Raw genomic sequence first — 18,020 nt, 5'->3', positions numbered from 1 at the left:
TTGCTACCGTAGAAGGGGTGTGACAGGGTGGGTCTTGGACGAAAGGTGATGTCGGGTGCGTGAACGGGAATTCTGGCAGCTGCTGGAGGAGGTCTTCGGCCGGGTCTACGGACGCAGTCTGGCCCGTGACCAGAGGCTGACCGCCCTGGATGCCATGACCGTAATAGAGGCCCTGGATGCGGGTGTGGAGCCGCGCGTGGTCTGGAATGTGCTCTGCGATCAGATGGAGATTCCCGACTCCCGGCGCTGGGGGAAGGACCACAATGCGCCGCCCCTGCCGGCAGCCTGATCGGCGGGTTTTATCCTCCGCGAATTTATTGCCCATTCCAGGTGATTTTCGAACATTTGTTCGCATAGTCGGGTATACTGATACCCATGGTCCGGTGACCATCGGCACGTTTGACCACATCGGGCGCCGGGACCGCAGACAGGTTCCGACGGCGGATAGGCTGTCAATCGTGAGGTCGTCAATCAGGATGTCGTCATCGTGAGGTCGGTTACGAAGAAGGAGAGCCATATGGCACGTCAGAGCAACAGTGGCAAGGCGAAGAAGGAAGAGGAGGGCGGGATCGACCCCCGTCGCCAGGCAGCCTTGAACACGGCCCTCGCGCAGGTGGAGAAGAGCTTTGGCAAGGGTTCGGCCATGCGCCTGGGCGACAAGCCCGCCCAGGATGTGGAGGTCATTCCCACCGGGTCCCTGGCCTTGGACATGGCCCTGGGCATCGGCGGACTGCCCCGCGGCCGCATCGTCGAGATCTATGGTCCAGAATCCTCGGGCAAGACCACCCTGGCCCTGCACGCGGTGGCCAATGCACAGGCCGGCGGTGGAGTGGCCGCTTTTATCGATGCTGAGCACGCTCTGGATCCCGAGTACGCCAAGAAGCTGGGCGTGGACACGGACTCCCTGATCGTCTCCCAGCCGGACAACGGCGAGCAGGCGCTGGAGATCGCCGACATGCTGATCAGATCGGGCGCCCTGGATGTCATCGTCATCGACTCGGTGGCCGCCCTGGTGCCCAAGGCTGAAATCGAGGGCGACATGGGCGACAGCCACGTGGGTCTGCAGGCCAGGCTGATGAGCCAGGCCCTGCGCAAGATGACCGGTGCCCTGTCCCAGGCCAACACCACGGCCATCTTCATCAACCAGCTCAGGGAGAAGATCGGCGTCTTCTTCGGCAGCCCGGAGACCACCACCGGCGGCAAGGCCCTGAAGTTCTACGCCTCGGTCCGCTTGGACATCCGCCGTATCCAGACCCTGAAGAACGGCGACGAGGCGGTGGGCAACCGCACCAAGGTCAAGGTGGTCAAGAACAAGATGGCCCCGCCCTTCAAGGTGGCCGAATTCGACATTCTCTACGGGGAGGGCATCTCCAAGGAGGGTTCGGTTCTGGACATGGCCCTGCAGACCAACATCGTCAAGAAGTCGGGCTCCTGGTTCACCTACGAGGGCGATCAGCTGGGTCAGGGCAGGGAGAACGTCCGTCAGTTCCTCAAGGACAACCCCGGCCTGACCAAGGAGATCGAAGATAAGGTCAAGGTCGCCTTCGGCCTTATTCCCGCTCCTTCCGAGGACGACAAGGCCGATCAGGCTGATGCTGGCCAAGACAGCAAGGAAGACGACTCGGCTCCTGTCGACGTCAACACCACTGTGCCCACGGCCCAGGCTGCATGACCCGATGATCTCGGCCGAGGACTTCCTCAAGGAAAATCCGGTCCGACTGGCGCAGACCGGGGATCCTGCCGACTCCATCACAGAATCGGTGGATTCCCAGTCGGACCGGTTCCAGGCAGAATCTGCGGGTGCGTCTGCTCCAGCAGATTCGGTGGCACTCCTTGCTCCTGCCCCTGCGCAGAAGGATGACAGCTACAAGGAAGACAGCCGCCCAGTGCCGCCCCCTGTCCCCGGTCTGGGACATGGCGCTCGGTTCGGAGGCAGTCTGGAAGATATTGACAGTCCTGCCAATGCTGATATGGGTGAGGATTCCCTGGCAGATCGCTATTCCCATGGTCGCCGTTCTGCCCGGGGTTCCGACAGAAGGACCCGCCGCCGTGGCCGTCGTCCACGTGCTGGCGGCTTTGGCGGAGGTTCAGCGCCTGCAGCCCCTCGAGCGGATGCGGATGATGCGGATGCTTGCCGGGAGGCTGCCCTGACCCTGCTGGATGCAGCGGCCCGTTCGAGTGGAGCCCTGGCCCGTCGTCTGGTCGACAAGGGGTTTGACACGAACGTGGTCGATCAGGTGGTCGATCGGTTGACCAAGCTGGGCCTGGTAGATGACCAGGCCTATGCCCAGGATCTGCTGCGTTCCTGTCTGCATCGCACCATGGGGGAGCGCGGCGTGCTCTCGGAGATGACCCGTAAGGGACTGGATCCGGGACTGGCTGCACAGGTAGTGGCCCAAGCCTCTCGTGAGGGACTCTTCGTCGACTCCGCCTACGAGCTCGGCCGCAAGGTGGCCCGGAAGACAGCCGGACTTGATCTTAAAGTGCGCAAACGGCGATTCTGGAGTGCTGGATCTCGCAAAGGCCACAGTCCCGGCCTTCTCAACCAGGTGGCAGCTGATCTTTTCGTCTCCGGCGACCCTCTCGATTGAGCCGATGGCTGCCTAGGCACTGTACAGTAAAAGAGAAAATGAGACCTCTCATATACCCCGGGTTCTGTCATCGACCGGATAAAATCCGGACGACGGATGGCCATCCATCTCGACCTGACGTTGCCGCCAGGCTCTAGCGGCCTACCCGAAGGCGGGACGAGCAGCCCCTGAATGCCTTCTGCTTGGCCTTGCTCCCGATGAGGCTTGCCATGCGGTCGGCGTTACCGTCGACCCGGTGGTCTCTTACACCGCCGTTTCACCCTTGCCCGCCTTTAGAAGGCGAGCGGTCTGTTCTCTGTTGCGCTATCTCTCAGGTCACCCTGGGCGGACGTTATCCGCCATCGTGCTCTGTGGAGCCCGGAAGTTCCTCAGCCCCTCCCAGGAGGAGGGGCCGCGGCCATCCGAGAGGTCTCGGGGATTCAGCATAGCGGAACTGAACGACCTGACCGGCGGTCATGATCCCGCTCTGGCCTCAAGCTCAATCAGTGAGTCAGCCCTGCTCTTCGGATACAATCGGAAGCACAGTCGATGGTGACCAAGTCCGCCATCGCACCAGCGGTTCGTCCGCTCACGAGTGCAAGGAGATTCCCATGGAGATCGTCATTACCGGTCGACATACCCAAATCAAGCAGCGGTTCCGCGATGTTGTGGACAGCAAGATGAATAGGGTGACGGCCATCGCCCCCGATGCCCAGCGCATCCAGGTCGTTCTGACACATGAAGGCAATCCCCGCCAGGCTGACAGCGCCAAGAGGGTGGAGCTCACGGTCCAGGCTGGCAAGACCGTGATCCGCGCCGAGGCCTCCAGCGCCGACGAGTTCAGCGCACTGGACATGGCCCTGGACAAGCTGACCCAGCGTCTGCGCCGGGTCCGCGACCGCCGCAAGGACCACCGCCGGGGACTCGAGCATCCGCCCCTGCCCGCCGACCTGCCCGTGGATGACCAGACAGGCGATGAGGGCGATCAGGGAGACCAGGGCCAGGAGTCCAACCCCGATAACAGCGCCCAAACCGCCGTGGCCTCGGACCTGGCTCCGGGCCAGTCGGTCGAGGTGCAGGTGGGCGACACCCCCATCGTCATCCGCCGCAAGCTGCACATCGCCGAGCCCATGAGCATCGACGAGGCCCTTTACGAGATGGAACTGATCGGCCACGACTTCTTCCTCTTCGTCAACAAGGAGACCAGGCGGCCGTCAGTGGTCTACCGCCGGCACGGATGGAGCTACGGCGTCTTCGAGATCGATACGCCCGAGCATGTAGGCCAGAAGAAGTAACAGCACAACGGATACACGGATATTGAACTGTGGGGCGATTCCCCGGCGGCAAATTAGCCTGACCTCCGGAGAATCGCCCTTCTTCAATGCCCGGCCCGGCTGCCAAGGCCGCAGCCGGGTTTGCGGAACCATCGGTTTCGAGAAAATCGGTGCATTCGCGTAAGATAATCAAGGTCTGGGCCTACGTCAGCTGAGGGCGTGCGAAGGCCATAAAAGAACGGTAGGGAGCGCAACGTGGTAGCAGTCTTGGACAAGGTCCTCCGTATGGGCGAGGGTCGTCAGATTCGCAAGCTTCAGGGGGTGGCCAAGGCGACCAACGCCTTCGAGGATCAGATCTCGGCCATGTCCGATGAGGAGCTCAAGGCGCAGACGCCCAAGTTCAAGCAGCGACTGGAGAACGGCGAATCCCTCGATTCCCTGATGCCCGAAGCCTTCGCCACGGTTCGCGAGGTTTCCAAGCGCACCCTGGGCCAGCGGCACTTCGACGTCCAGCTGATGGGCGGCGCGGCCCTGCACTGGGGCAACATCGCCGAGATGAAGACCGGCGAGGGCAAGACCCTGGTGGCCACCCTGCCCAGCTATCTGAACGCCCTGGAGGGCAAGGGCGTGCACGTGGTCACGGTCAACGACTACCTGGCCTCCTACCAGAGCGAGCTCATGGGGCGCATCTTCCGCTTCCTGGGCATGAGCGTGGGCTGCATCATCACCGACCAGCGCCCCAACGAGCGCCGCAAGCAGTACCAGGCGGACATCACCTACGGCACCAACAACGAATTCGGCTTCGACTACCTGCGCGACAACATGGCCTGGGACAAGGACGAGCTGGTCCAGCGCGGCCACCATTTCGCCATTGTGGACGAGGTGGATTCCATCCTGATCGACGAGGCTCGAACTCCTCTGATCATCTCCGGACCCGCCGAGGGCGATGTGACCCGATGGTACCGGCAGTTCGCCAAGCTGGTCCCCAAGCTCACCAGGGATGAGGACTACGAGGTCGACGAGAAGAAGAAGGTCGTCGGCATCCTGGATCCCGGCATCACCAAGGTCGAGGACTACCTGGGCATCGACAACCTCTACGAGCCCGCCAACACCGCCCTGATCGGGTATCTGAACAACGCCATCAAGGCCAAAGAGCTCTTCCTGCGCGACCGTGACTACGTGGTCCAGAACGGCGAGGTCCTGATCGTGGACGAGCACACCGGCCGTCTGCTCAAGGGCCGCCGCTACAACGAGGGCCTCCACCAGGCCATCGAGGCCAAGGAGGGCGTGGAGGTCAAGGCTGAGAACCAGACCTTCGCCACCATCACCCTGCAGAACTACTTCCGCATGTACGACAAGCTGGCGGGCATGACCGGCACGGCCGAGACCGAGGCCGCCGAGTTCATGAATACCTACAAGCTGGGCGTGCTGCCCATCCCCACCAACAAGCCCATGATCCGCAAGGATCAGGACGATCTGATCTACCGCTCCAAGAAGGAGAAGCTGGCCGCCATCGTCCGGGACGTTGCCAAGCGGCATGCCAAGGGCCAGCCCATCCTGCTGGGCACTGCATCCGTGGAGTCCTCCGAGGTGGTCTCCTCCCTGCTGGACGTGGCCGGCATCGACCACCAGGTGCTCAACGCCAAGCAGCATGCGCGCGAGGCTGCTGTCGTAGCTGTGGCAGGGCGCAAGGGGGCCGTGACTGTGGCCACCAACATGGCCGGGCGCGGCACCGACATCATGCTGGGCGGCAACGTGGAGTTCCTCGCCGATCAGAAGCTCAAGGAGCAGGGCTACTCGCCCGACGACACCCCTGAGGAGTATGAGAAGCGCTGGCCCAAGATGCTGGATTCCGTCAAGGAACAGGTCAAGGATGAGCACGAGGAAGTCGTCAAGCTGGGCGGCCTCTACGTGCTGGGCACCGAACGGCACGAGTCCCGCCGCATCGACAACCAGCTGCGCGGTCGTTCCGGCCGTCAGGGTGACCCCGGTGAGTCCAGGTTCTACCTGAGCCTGGAGGATGACCTGATGCGCCTGTTCAACACTCAGCTGGTGGCTCGAATGATGTCCTCCACGAGCCTGCCCGAAGGTCAGCCCATAGGCACCAAGAGTGTCTCCAAGGGTGTGCGCAATGCACAGAAGTCTGTCGAATCCCGCAACTACGAGATCCGCAAGAACGTGCTCAAGTACGACGACGTGATGAACAAGCAGCGCCAGGTCATCTACGGCGAGCGTCAGGCCGTGCTCAAGGGCGAGGACATCCACCAGGACATCCTCCGCTTCATCCGTGAGACCGTGACGTCATACATCCATGGGGCGCAGAACGGCTCGGACAAGCCTCAGGATTGGGATGCTGACGGGCTCTGGAAGGCGCTGGCCTCCGTCTATCCGATCAGTCTCGACCAGGACGAGACCATGGACTCCCTGGAGTCTCTGAAGGGTGACAAGGCCGTCAAGGCCCTGGCGGACAAGATCGTGGAGGACGCCGAGTCCATCTACCAGGAGCGCGAGGATGAACTGGGCGAGAAGGGCTCAAGGCAGCTGGAGCGCCAGGTGGTCCTCTCCGTCCTGGACAGCAAGTGGCGCGAGCACCTCTACGAGATGGACTACCTCAAGGACGGCATCGGCCTGCGCGGCATGGGTCAGCGCGACCCCCTGGTCGAGTACCAGCGCGAGGGCTACCAGATGTACAACTCCATGATCGACGCCATCAAGGAGCAGACCGTGCAGCTGCTCTTCAACGTGGACCTCAAGCAAATTGCGGCCAGCCAGGAGAACGAGCGGCGGGCCCGCGAAGAACGCAAAGAAAACGAGGCCAGCCAGTCCGAAGAGGTCAACTACCAGGCGCCTGAAGAGCCTGACGCCGAGGATGAGACCACCGACATCGACGAGACGGCCGAGGAGCGTGATGAAGATGCTCCGGCGGGCAGCGTCCAGGAGGACTCCGCCGAGGATACCGATGACGCCCAGTCGGGTCTGAGCACGTCCGCCGCGGACTCGGAAGCACCCGACGCTTCGAGCCCGGCTCCAGTGGGGCCTGCGCCCATCAGCCATGCCGAGGGCAAGGTTCCTGCCAATAAGAGGCCCAAGGCCGTAGAGGACCACTCGCCCTGGGCCGACGGCCGCACCTTCCCGGGCACGCCCCGCAACGCACCTTGCCCCTGCGGCTCCGGACGCAAGTACAAGATGTGCCACGGTCAGAACGAGAAGAAATGACAGGTACGCGTAATCAGTAGCGGCTTTTGCAGATAGGGTTGCTGATCTGATTGACGGCCATCGCTCACCAGGGCGGTGGCCGTTTCCATATAGTGGATTGCCTTCTTTCATATATTGGTAGCAAAATGACCAAAATATGGGATGGTCTTGTGCAGGGGAGGGGCAGGGCAGTAAACCTAGAGCAAACAGCGGGGCATCCGGCCCCGCTTCTTCAAAGGGAAAAGAGTCATCATGCGGCCACTTAGCTGGAAATCCGTCCTGAACTCCTTGGTGTCCGGTCGACACCTGAGCGCGGATGAGGCCGAGTGGTGCATGAACGACCTGATGGACGGCAATGCCGACCCGGTGCAGGTGGGCGCCGCCCTGTCCATGCAATCCACCCTGGGGCTGACCAGCCCGGAGGTCGAAGGGGCCGCCAAGGCCATGGTGGGCCATGCGGTACCGCTGAAGGTCAGCGGTGACGTGACCGACATCGTCGGCACCGGCGGCGACGGGGCAGCGACGGTCAACCTGTCGACCATGGGCGCCATCGTGGCTGCAGCTGCGGGGGTCAGGATCGTCAAGCACGGCAACCGGGCCGCATCCAGCAAGAGCGGCACCGCCGACTGCCTGGAGCAGTTGGGCCTGCCTTTGGATCTGCCGCCGCAGGAGGTGGCTGCCATGGCTGACCGCTACGGCATCACCTTCGTCTTCGCCAAGACCTTCCACCCCGCCATGCGGTTCGCCGGGCCTGTCCGCTCGTCGCTGGGCATCCCGACGGTCTTCAACCTCCTGGGTCCCCTGACCAATCCGGTCAACCCCCGCTATGTGGCCATCGGATGCGCCCAGCGCCAGCTGAGCCCCATGCTGGCCCAGGTCTATGCCTCACGCGGCCAGGAGGGCATGGTCTACACCTCGGCCGAAGGCCTTGACGAGATGGCCCCGACCGGGCTGGTCTCCATCTGGGAGATCCACCAGGGCAAGGTGGAGGAACGCTCCTTCGACCCGACCCGTGAACTGGGCCTCGACCCGGTGGATTTGGATGACCTGCGCGGCGGCGACCCCGCCTTCAACGCCAGCGTCGTCAGGGACTTCCTGGCTGGAAAGTCGGTTCCCTCCCGTTCCACGGCCCTGCTCAATGCGGCCTCGGCCATCGTGGCTGACGGCACGCAGATCGACGCCGGTCCCGAGGCCGACCTGAACGTGCGGTTTGCCCAGGCCTATCAACTGGCTACCGAGGTTGTGGACCAGGGCAGGGCCGCCGACCTGCTGGCAGCCTGGATCCACGGAGCCCAGGAAGCGCAGTCCCGCTGCCAGCAAGAGCATCCGACACGCCGTCCGATCTTGGTGTAAGTTCGCTGCTGCCAAACCTGTTCGGGCCTCGCTGGCGGAAACATCAGCCAGCGAGGCCCGACTCTTTTGGCGGCTCACCAATGGCGGCACATGGCATTATCGCCGGTAGTGTCGTTCGTCGTCATCGAAGAGCCCGCTTGAATCGTCGCGGAAATTCTTCCGGTCGATGATCAGTCCTGCGATGCCTATCAGCAGGAGCAGGCCCGCCAGCAGGCCGGTCAAGCCGGACCAGCGGGGAAGGAAGATGGTCAGGAAGAAGCAGACCAGGCCCAGAGCCGTCATGATCATGAAGGCCACCCGCCTTCCGCCCAGGTCGCTCAGGTCGGGGTTGGGCGGCACAAAGTTCGACGACCGGTCCATGACCTCGTCGGTGTCCAGCCAGCTGCTGCCTTGGAAATCGCGAGGCCCGGAGCCGCCGACGAAGGAGTCGCGCTTCAAGTCCTCGGCCCTCAGCGCCGCCTTCTTCTCGGACTTTCGAGCCTTCTTCTCGAATTCCTTGGCCGTCCTGGACGATTCCAGGGAACCCAGCTCGTCAGCATGCGAGTTCAGGAAGTCCGCCCACTCCTCGTCCCCCTGTGGGGAGCCGGTTCCCGCCTCGCTGTTATACTGATTCCCGGCGTCGTTATGCTTGTGCTCGGTCATAGAACCATCGTAACCTCGGCCGCACGCATTCGCTACCAAGGAGTCTCTGTGCTGTACTGGTTCTTCGTCAAACTGCTCGGTCCGTTGGCGCGTACCTGGTTCAAACCGACCGTTGAAGGCACGGAGAACATTCCCAAGCAGGGGGCTGCCATCATCGCCTCCAACCATCTGGCCGTCATCGACGACGCCCTCCTGCCCATCACCTGCCCTCGGATGATCCACTTCATGGGCAAGGCCGAGTATTTCAACGGCAAGGGGATCAAGGGCAAGTTCAAAAAGTGGTGGTTCAGCTCGGTCGGCGTCTTCCCCGTGGACAGGTCAGGCGGCTCCAAGTCGCTGGGCGCCATGGAAACCGCGCGTTCCATCCTTGAGCACGGGCACATCTTCGGCATCCATCCGGAGGGCACGCGCAGCCCGGACGGCAGGCTTTACCGGGGGCATACCGGGGCGGCACGGCTCGCCTTCGAGACCGGGACGACGGTGGTGCCCGCAGCCATCATCGGCACCAGGCAGCTTCAGGAGCCCGGCCATGTGATTCCTCATAAGGGCCGGACCAAGGTCATCTACGGCAAGCCCATCACCGTGCCCTGCGTTCCGGTCAACAGCCTCACCCATGAGGAGATCCGCAACCTGACCGACCGGATCATGCAGGAGATCCAGGAGATGAGCGGGCAACGCTACGTGGACGTGTATGCCCAGGTCATCAAGGCGCATGAAAACCATGAGAACAACCAGGAGCTGGACTGACTTCCCAGGGGTTCAGACCACGGTCAGGGTCACGACGGCCGGCGAGCCGTCATCGTTGAGCACCTTGACCTGACTGCCGGGATTGGGGTCCTGGATGCGCACCGTGTGGGTCAGGTTGCCCAAGGGAGCGGAGATGTTGACCTTGAGCCCGTATCCCTCCAGAATCCGGGTGGCCTCGTCCTGGCTCTTGCCCTTCACGTCGGGCATGGTGATGGACTGCGGCCCCTTGGAGATCACCACGTTGACGGCGTCGCCCCAATGCAGCTGCTCCTGGGCCTGGTGGGAGGCGGAGATCACCTGGTTGCGCGGCACCTTGTCGGACCAGTCCTCGCTGTAGCTGACCTTGAGTCGCAGGGCTTCCAGGGCCGCTTGAGCCTCATCCCTCGCCTTGCCGACGATATCGGGCATGGCCACGGGCATGCGACCCTTGGACAGGACCAGGCTGACCTTGGCATCGTGACGGGTCTTGGTCCCTGGGGCCGGATCCACTGAAATGGCCGCTCCTTCGGGGACGTTCATGGAGTATTGGTCCTTGGACGCGTCGTGGTCGATCCTGTCGAACCCGGCTGCCTTCAGCGCCTGCACCGGATCCTTGCCGTTGGATGTGTCCGGCGTGAGGATGTCCTTGGGCACCGTGGCCTGGCGCACCCCTTTGGAGACGGTCAATTTGAGCCTGCCGCCCCGCTTGCTGATATGGGCTCCGACCGTATCGGGATCCGCGGCCATGACGGCTCCCTTGGCCACCTGGTCGCTGAAGTCATAGGCCGTGTCGACCTCGATGCCGGCGACCTTGAGTGTACGGGCGTACTTGGAGAAGGCGGCGCCGATGACCTTGCACTCCTGGTTTTCGGCGCAGGAGATGTCATCCGGCTTGGGCAGTGCGACATAGCTGCCCGGACCCAGGAAGTACCACCAGGCGCCACCGCCGCCTCCGGCCAGGGCCAGGACCAGCAGAACCGCCAACACAATGATCAAGCCGCGATGCCGGTGCTTGGGTTGAGCCGCTTCAGCGCCTTGCTGCATGGTCGTTGCATCGGCGGAAGATGCTGCCGGATCCTGAGGCTGCAGAACGGTCGTGGTCTCGGCTCGGGAGGGGGTGTCCACGTCGTTGAGCTGATAGCGTCTGGTCGCTGCGCCCGCATCGGTTTCGGGCGGGACGGGCACAGACAGAACCGTGTCTGAATTCTCCCGGTCTCTGGCCGCCTCCTCGTCGTCATTGGCAGCTGCCGCCGTCTGCCTTGGCGACCCGGTCACCTCAGGGTCGTGCCTAGCGGTTCCGGCGATGGCGGATTCGGGCTGTCCGCCGGCTGCGGCCGCTGCGGCGCCTGCGGGCAGCACATAGTCCATGGCCTGTCGGTCCAGTCCCTTGACCACCTTCCTCAGGCTCTCCAGGGCCTTGCCGGCGTCATCCGGGCGATGCTCGGGGGAGCGGTCGGTCAGTTCGGCAACCAGGGCGGCCACCGATGGGTCGATTCCCGGGCAGACCCTGGCCAGGGAGGGGACGTCCTCGTGGACGTGCTTGAAGACGATGGTCACCGGATTGTCACTGGCGAAGGGGACCGTGCCGGTCAGCATCTCGTAGGCGATAATCCCCACGGCATAGAGGTCGCTCTGGGGGGAGGCCTCGTTGTTCTCGATGGTCTCGGGGGCCAGGTAGGCGGCCGTGCCCATGAGCATGCCTGTCGAGGACAGGGTGGCCTGGGCGGCGGCGCGGGCCAGGCCGAAGTCGGTGATCTCCACGTGGCCGCGGTCGTTGATGAGGATGTTTTCCGGCTTGATGTCGCGGTGGATGACGCCGGCTCGGTGGGCGGAGGCCAGGCCGTCCAGGATCTCGCCCACGATGCGCAGGGTCTCCTTCAGGGGATAGACGCCCTGCCGGACCATGTCCCGCCGCAGGCTGATGCCGTGGACATACTCCATGACCAGGTAATCCAGCCCCTGATCGACACCCGTGTCGTAGACCTGGACGATGTGGGGGTTGGCGATGGCGGCCGCGGACCTGGCCTCCCGGCGGAAGCGCTCCTCGAACTGGGCCCTGTGCGGCCCTTGGGCCAGCATGGTGTGCATGATCTTGACCGCCACATGCCTGGACAGCCGCTGGTCCAAGGCCTCGTAGACCGTGGCCATGCCACCCTGCGCGATCTCACGCAGAATGCGGTAGCGCCCGTCGATGATCCGGTCGCTGGTCCTCTCGTCCGCTTCACTCATGCTCGTCTTGTCCGGCCCTCTGCACCTCGGAGGCCTGACCGGCCTCAGCATCAATGGAAGATACACGTTCATGATACCCGGCGGTGGTGGCAAGCGGCAGGAAGCGTCGGCAGGCCTTGAGGAATATGGTTCGGCCCCCTGTCGACAGATGCAGATGATCGGCCAGGGCCTGGGCTTGGGCCTGGGCCCGGACGGACAGGTCGGCCATGCGTTGCCGGCTGGCTTCTACGGCCCCGCAGGACTGCATCAGGTCGCGGACCATATTCACCTGGGTGTCATTGCGGCCTTGGGAGGGGGGGCCGTACAGTCGGCGGATTTCCTTGGCCTGATCAGGATCGGCCAGGGCCAGGGTGTCGGCCAGGAGGACGGTCCGCTTGCCCTCGCGGATATCGCCACCCACAGGTTTGCCGGTGCGTCGGTCGTCGCCTGTCACATCCAGCAGATCATCCGCCAGCTGGTAGGCCAGCCCCAGGTCCAGACCCAGGGCGCGCACTGATGCTTTATGCTCTTCCAGGTCTGCTCCAGCGGCCAGCAGGCCCAGAGCCAGCGGGGCCAGGGTGGTGTAGGAGGCGGTCTTCCAGGCCATGGTGTGCAGGGCCTGGCGGCGCAGGCGTTCCGGATCGTCCAGACAGGCCTCCTCCATGCCCATGTCCAGGACCTGGCCGGTGACCACAGCCGTCTGCATGGCTTGAAAGGCCCTGCCGATGGTCGGCCCCTGAGGCAGTTTGGCAGCCGCCTGGAGGGCCATGTCCGTGCTCAGCGAGGCCAGCAGGTCGCCAAGGAGGATGCCTAGGCCGGTGCCGCGGGCATCAGGTCTTGCGGGCGCCCGGCCGCTCGAACCGTTGCCGGCAACCGACCGGCTCAGGGCCAGGTGGGCGGCAGGGCGGCCCCGACGACGGGGGGAACCGTCGATGATGTCGTCATGGACCAGCGCGCTGGTCTGATAGACCTCTAAGGCGCAGGCAAGATCCACTACCGCCTGTTCACGGTCAGGATGCTGCTCGGACTCCAGAGCCTGCCAGACGTCGCAAAGCAGCAGGGCGCGCAGGCGTTTGCCGCCGCGGCCAGCCTCCACTGCCTGCAGGATGACCTCCTGCAAAGCCTGCCGGGAGGGGTCTTGATCCAGGGGTGAGTCCGCTCCGGGCTCTGGAGCAGTCAGGTGGTCGCAACAGCGCTGGAGCAGTTCCTCCATGCGCTGTTCGACCCGTGCTGCAGTCACGCTTTTCATGCCTTAGAGCCTATCCGCATATCTGCCCAGCGGACAGGCTGCCAGGACCACGGTGGATGGATGGCCTCACTTGACCACATGATCGGTTGCGGCCTTCCTGACGGCTCCGACTGGATCAGGATGGTACCAAGGCTCCCGGTGCTCATGCTGGGAGCGAATGGGAGGCGATGACGGCATGGACGATGTGCATGAAGACGGCATGAAAGAACTGGTGGAGCACTACCGAGAGGGCCGGCGACGATGGGGTGTGGAAGAGGCCGACAGACGATGGCTCCATCAACCTCTGACAGATTGGACTGCTGGTTTGCAAGGGCCGCAGACGCACCAGCAGTTGGACGCCGACTCGGCCGACTGCCTGGCCGTGGCCATTAAGGAGACACTGGCCATACGCGACGGGCTTATTTTGTCGATTCTGGCACCTGAGCCTGGTCTGGACAGCGATCGGCTGATGGACCTGTGTGTTCGTCCCAACGATCCATCGAATGTGACATCGCTCTGCAGCATCCTGGATGCGGTCTTCAAGGATCCTGCGACGCGGCCGGACCAGCCCCGTTGCCATGCTGGGTTGGCCATGCTTGAAGCTATGGCAGATCAGGTTCCGCCGGGGTTTCGGTCCCAGCCGCTGGCGGTCGCGGCTTATGTCGACTGGTGGAGTGGGGGATCCCGGGCATCGGAGTTTGCCGAGGAAGCCCTGGCAGACGATCGTTCCTGTACCTTGGCTGCCATCGTCCTGGCCTTGATAGGCCGCGGCATCGACCCGGCCTGGAGGCAATTGAGCTGAATCGGGAATAATCGTCCCCCTGGGGTGGTTCACTTTAATGAGTCTACGATTTGACCTTGCCAGAGCTGTGCCCTAAAAGCAGTGTCGGCGGGTGGGATGATCCAGGAGGAGAATTTGGCCACGAAGGACACCAAGTCAGCCAAGACAGCCGCAGTGGATACCGCAAAGGGCCGGACCAGTTCAACTGCCGGCAAGACCAAGACCGCCACCAGGTCCAAGACCAGCAGCAAGGCGTCCCGCAAGACCGCGTCCCGCAAGACCGCGTCCCGCAAGAGCGCCACTACGAGCACCTCAGCGACCAAGACGAACCGCCGTCCGGCCTCCAAGACCGCCAAGAAGGTCGAAGAGAAGCCCATCCTGCAGCAGGAGGAGCAGGAGCCCGACGAGGACCTGCTCGAGGATCAGGAGGACGACGACCAGCTGGAGGACGAGCCCGACGAGGACGATCAGGAGGAGGACGAGGCCTCCCAGGTCCAGGACGAGGCCGAAGAGGACCGCAAGGCCGCCCATGCCCTCGCAGCCAAGGTCAAGGGCGCCTTTGTCGTCGACGATTCCGATGACGACGAGAATGTCACCCCCTCTGGCAATCCCAAGCGTCGGGTGGTCACCGCCGGCGCCACTGCCGATCCTGTCAAGGACTACCTCAAGCAGATCGGCCGCGTCAGCCTGCTGAACGCCGAGCAGGAGGTGGACCTTTCGGAGCGCATCGAGGCCGGCCTCTACGCCCAGCATCTGCTGGATACCGAGGGCGAAGGCATGGACTTCAAGCGTCGCCGCGAGCTCAAGTGGGCCGCCAACGACGGGAAGAAGGCCAAGGACCATCTGCTGGAGGCCAACCTGCGACTGGTGGTCTCCCTGGCCAAGCGCTACACCGGCAGGGGCATGCTCTTCCTGGACCTGATCCAGGAAGGCAACCTGGGTCTGATTCGCGCCGTGGAGAAGTTCGACTACACCAAGGGCTACAAGTTCTCCACCTACGCCACCTGGTGGATTCGTCAGGCCATTACCCGCGCCATGGCCGACCAGGCCCGCACCATCCGTGTGCCCGTCCACATGGTCGAGGTCATCAACAAGCTTTCCCGCGTCCAGCGTCAGATGCTGCAGGATCTGGGCCGCGAACCCACCCCCGACGAGCTGGCCAGGGAGCTGGACATGCCGGTCGAGAAGGTTCAGGAGGTCCAGAAGTACGGCCGCGAGCCCATCTCCCTGCACACCCCTCTGGGTGAAGACGGCGACTCGGAGTTCGGCGACCTGATTGAGGACACCGACGCCATCGCCCCATCGGATGCTGTAGCCTTCTCCCTGCTGCAGGAGCAGTTCCAGCAGGTTCTCGAGACCCTGAGCCCCCGCGAGGCCGGCGTCATCAAGATGCGCTACGGCCTGGAGGATGGACAGCCCAAGACCCTGGACGACATCGGCCGCGTCTACGGGGTCACCCGTGAGCGCATCCGCCAGATCGAGTCCAAGACCATGTCCAAGCTGCGGCATCCCTCGCGCTCGCAGACCCTGCGCGACTTCCTGGACCAGTGACCTCTGCGCCCGACGGGGAGGTCCTGGTGCTGTCGAGGCCTCCTTGCTAGAAATGGTCATCGGTGCGTAAGCGACCGCCCATGCGGGGATCCCTGTCCCCCTTGGGCGCCATGAGGTGAACGGCGAGGTAAATGGTGGCGAAAAAGCCTGATACGGGAAAGTCCTATGGTGCCGGCAGTCTGACGGTTCTGGATGGCTTGGACGCAGTGCGCAAGCGTCCAGGCATGTACATCGGAACCACGGACAGCCAGGGGCTCATGCACTGCCTTTGGGAGATCATCGACAACGCCGTGGACGAGGCCTTGGCCGGCCAGTGCGACCACATCAAGGTCATCCTGCACAGGGACGGCTCCATCGAGGTGGACGACAACGGCCGAGGCATCCCCGTCGATACTGAGCCGCGGACCGGGCTGACCGGCGTGGAGGTGGTTCTGACCAAGCTTCACGCGGGCGCCAAGTTCGGCAACTCTTCATACACGGCTGTCGGCGGCCTGCACGGCGTGGGCTCTTCGGTGGTCAATGCCTTGAGCTCCCGACTGGACGTGGAGGTGGACAGGGACGGCAAGACCCACCGGATGCGCTTCCATCAGGGCCATCCAGGCACCTATCAGGACCCTGATCCGGAGCATCCTTCGCCCGATTCGCCCTTCAAACGCACCAGGAAGAACCGGCCTACGCCCTTGGAGGTGGTGGGCAGCGTGCCCAAGTCCCGGACCGGCACCAGGGTGCGCTACTGGGCCGACCCAGAAATTTTCAACTCAACGGCCCGGTTCAGCTACGCTCAGCTGATCGACCGGGTGCGTCAGACCAGCTTCCTGGTGCCCGGCCTCAAGATCACCGTGGTCGACGACCGCATCCCCGCCACAGGAAGCGCCGAGCAGGACCTGCGCCTGGAGGTTGACGGCGAACCTGCTGCGGAACCGGACGATCAGGACGTTCAGGGGAACCTTGGTGAACCGTCTGACAGCGGGGACTGGCCAGAAGAAGGCGCCGAAGACCAACCTGCCGAGGATGCGCAGGTGGACGATGCCAGCCTTTCGGCCACCGAGCAGGCCGACCGGGCCATGCTGCAGCCGGAGGACGAGTCCGGCCATCAACGGGTGGAGGAGTTCCTGCACACTGGCGGGGTGACGGATTTCGTGGACTTCCTGTCCAAGGGGGAGCCGGTCAGCGACATCTGGCGGATCAGCGGCCAGGACACCTACCAGGAGGAGACCCAGCGTGTGGGTTCGGACGGGGAGCTGCACGCCGAGCAGGTGGAACGGGTCTGCGGAGTGGATATCGCCCTGCGCTGGGTCAATGACTACGATTCTGTCGTCCGCAGCTTCGTCAATGTGGTGGAGACGCCTGGCGGAGGCATGCACGTGGACGGGTTCATGAACGCCATGACCCGTCAGGTGCGCAAGGCCGTGGAGGCCAACGCCCGCCGCCTCAAGGTCAACCTCAAGGACTCCCACACCAAGGTGGAGCGCGACGACGTCCTGGCCGGTCTGGTGGCCGTGGTCACCGTGCGCATCGCCGAGCCGCAGTTCCAGGGCCAGACCAAGGACGTGCTGGGTACGGCCCAGGTCAAACCCATCGTCACCCGGATGACCGACGACCAGTTCGGCCAGATGATCAGCGGCTCCAAGCGCGGCTTCAAGGAGCAGTCCGGCCAGGTGCTGGAGAAGATCGTGGGCGAGATGCACGCCCGCGTCCAGGCACGCAAGACCAAGGAGGTCACCAGGCGCAAGAACGCTCTGGAATCGGCCTCCATGCCCTCCAAGCTCTCGGATTCCATGCCCGGCAACGACGACATCGCCGAGCTGTTCATCGTCGAGGGCGACTCCGCCCTGGGCACGGCCAAGGCGGCACGAAACTCCATGTTCCAGGCCCTGCTGCCCATCCGCGGCAAGATCCTCAACGTGCAGAAGGCCTCCCTGTCCCAGATGCTGACCAACAAGGAGTGCGCCTCCATCATCCAGGTGGTCGGCGCCGGCTCGGGAGCCAGCTTCGACATCGACCAGGCCCGCTACAACAAGGTCATCATGATGACCGATGCCGACGTGGACGGCGCCCACATCCGCATCCTCCTGCTGACCCTCTTCTATCGCTACATGCGTCCCCTGATCGAGAACGGACGGGTCTACGCAGCCGTGCCGCCCCTGCATCGAATCGCCCTGGCAGGCAAGAACAAGGGGAAGTTCATCTACACCTATTCGGACGATGAGCTGGAGGGCAAGCTGGCCGACCTGCATGCCAAGCACATCGACTACAATCCCGATGTGCAGCGCTACAAGGGTCTGGGCGAGATGGACGCCGACCAGCTGGCCGACACCACCATGGATCCCAGGACCCGCATGCTGCGCCGCATCCGCATGGAGGATGCCGCACAGGCGGCCGGCATCTTCCCCCTGCTGATGGGGGACGACGTGCCGCCGCGCAAGCAGTTCATCGTGGACAATGCCGACGACTTCGACCGGAGCAAGATCGACACCTGATCGACTTTCAGC

General features: G+C 63.8%; 12 protein-coding genes, 1 other RNA gene and 2 pseudogenes. 11 read left to right on the top strand and 4 right to left on the bottom strand.

Annotated elements, in window-relative coordinates; translation table 11 throughout:
* Positions 1 to 55 precede the first annotated feature (55 nt).
* From QRX41_RS05925 to QRX41_RS05915, 3 genes are all read left to right on the top strand, one after another.
* Positions 56 to 289 (top strand): DUF3046 domain-containing protein, encoded by a 234-nt coding sequence (locus tag QRX41_RS05925; RefSeq protein ID WP_024627845.1) that lies wholly within the window; start codon positions 56 to 58, stop codon positions 287 to 289.
* Positions 290 to 517: 228 nt separating this feature from the next.
* Positions 518 to 1,672 (top strand): recombinase RecA, encoded by a 1,155-nt coding sequence (gene recA / locus QRX41_RS05920; RefSeq protein WP_313839335.1) that lies wholly within the window; start codon positions 518 to 520, stop codon positions 1,670 to 1,672.
* A 4-nt stretch (positions 1,673 to 1,676) separates the two neighbouring features.
* On the top strand, positions 1,677 to 2,591 hold the full coding sequence (locus QRX41_RS05915; protein WP_313839333.1) for a regulatory protein RecX: 915 nt from the start codon (positions 1,677 to 1,679) through the stop codon (positions 2,589 to 2,591).
* 36 nt (positions 2,592 to 2,627) lie between these two features.
* Here the strand turns inward: QRX41_RS05915 and rnpB are convergent.
* An RNA gene (gene rnpB / locus QRX41_RS05910) (RNase P RNA component class A) lies at positions 2,628 to 3,004 on the bottom strand.
* Positions 3,005 to 3,181: 177 nt separating this feature from the next.
* On the opposite strand from rnpB, the gene hpf reads away from it, so the two are divergent.
* The 4 genes and pseudogenes from hpf (at position 3,182) to trpD (ending at position 8,392) form a co-directional block, all read left to right on the top strand.
* On the top strand, positions 3,182 to 3,865 hold the full coding sequence (hpf, locus tag QRX41_RS05905) for a ribosome hibernation-promoting factor, HPF/YfiA family (protein ID WP_313839331.1): 684 nt from the start codon (positions 3,182 to 3,184) through the stop codon (positions 3,863 to 3,865).
* Between the two features lie 234 nt (positions 3,866 to 4,099).
* Positions 4,100 to 6,608: pseudogene (gene secA / locus QRX41_RS05900) on the top strand (preprotein translocase subunit SecA); the annotation flags it as partial.
* Positions 6,609 to 6,742: 134 nt separating this feature from the next.
* Positions 6,743 to 7,060, top strand: a pseudogene (locus QRX41_RS08535) (SEC-C metal-binding domain-containing protein); the annotation flags it as partial.
* A gap of 231 nt (positions 7,061 to 7,291) precedes the next feature.
* Entirely contained in the window at positions 7,292 to 8,392 is a 1,101-nt protein-coding gene (trpD, locus tag QRX41_RS05895; protein WP_313839328.1) for an anthranilate phosphoribosyltransferase, read from the top strand.
* A gap of 96 nt (positions 8,393 to 8,488) precedes the next feature.
* Here the strand turns inward: trpD and QRX41_RS05890 are convergent, their stop codons facing one another.
* Positions 8,489 to 9,034 carry a hypothetical protein gene (locus QRX41_RS05890; RefSeq protein WP_313839327.1) on the bottom strand — a complete coding sequence of 182 codons (546 nt, stop codon included), beginning with the start codon at positions 9,032 to 9,034 and terminating at the stop codon, positions 8,489 to 8,491.
* Between the two features lie 48 nt (positions 9,035 to 9,082).
* Between QRX41_RS05890 and QRX41_RS05885 the strand changes: the two genes are divergently transcribed.
* Positions 9,083 to 9,781 (top strand): lysophospholipid acyltransferase family protein, encoded by a 699-nt coding sequence (locus QRX41_RS05885; RefSeq protein ID WP_101432207.1) that lies wholly within the window; start codon positions 9,083 to 9,085, stop codon positions 9,779 to 9,781.
* A 12-nt stretch (positions 9,782 to 9,793) separates the two neighbouring features.
* On the opposite strand, the gene QRX41_RS05880 is transcribed toward QRX41_RS05885, so the two are convergent.
* Both QRX41_RS05880 and QRX41_RS05875 read right to left on the bottom strand, forming a co-directional pair.
* Entirely contained in the window at positions 9,794 to 11,989 is a 2,196-nt protein-coding gene (locus QRX41_RS05880) for a protein kinase domain-containing protein (protein WP_313839325.1), read from the bottom strand.
* Positions 11,982 to 13,208 (bottom strand): polyprenyl synthetase family protein, encoded by a 1,227-nt coding sequence (locus QRX41_RS05875; RefSeq protein WP_313839323.1) that lies wholly within the window; start codon positions 13,206 to 13,208, stop codon positions 11,982 to 11,984. Before QRX41_RS05875 ends, QRX41_RS05880 begins: the two co-directional genes overlap by 8 nt.
* A 184-nt stretch (positions 13,209 to 13,392) precedes the next feature.
* Here QRX41_RS05875 and QRX41_RS05870 point away from each other — a divergent pair, with 184 nt between their 5' ends.
* The 3 genes from QRX41_RS05870 (at position 13,393) to QRX41_RS05860 (ending at position 18,008) form a co-directional block, all read left to right on the top strand.
* Positions 13,393 to 13,998 (top strand): DUF4192 domain-containing protein, encoded by a 606-nt coding sequence (locus QRX41_RS05870; protein WP_313839321.1) that lies wholly within the window; start codon positions 13,393 to 13,395, stop codon positions 13,996 to 13,998.
* Positions 13,999 to 14,112: 114 nt separating this feature from the next.
* Entirely contained in the window at positions 14,113 to 15,528 is a 1,416-nt protein-coding gene (locus QRX41_RS05865) for an RNA polymerase sigma factor (protein WP_396176794.1), read from the top strand.
* 131 nt (positions 15,529 to 15,659) lie between these two features.
* Positions 15,660 to 18,008, top strand: coding sequence for a DNA gyrase/topoisomerase IV subunit B (locus QRX41_RS05860; protein ID WP_313839319.1), 2,349 nt, complete (start codon positions 15,660 to 15,662; stop codon positions 18,006 to 18,008).
* Positions 18,009 to 18,020 lie beyond the last annotated feature (12 nt).

The organism is Bifidobacterium kimbladii, from assembly GCF_032193675.1.
Classification (GTDB): domain Bacteria; phylum Actinomycetota; class Actinomycetes; order Actinomycetales; family Bifidobacteriaceae; genus Bombiscardovia; species Bombiscardovia kimbladii.
The sequence above is the reverse complement of the archived record's forward strand: the minus strand, read 5'-3'. Positions and strand labels throughout refer to the sequence as shown.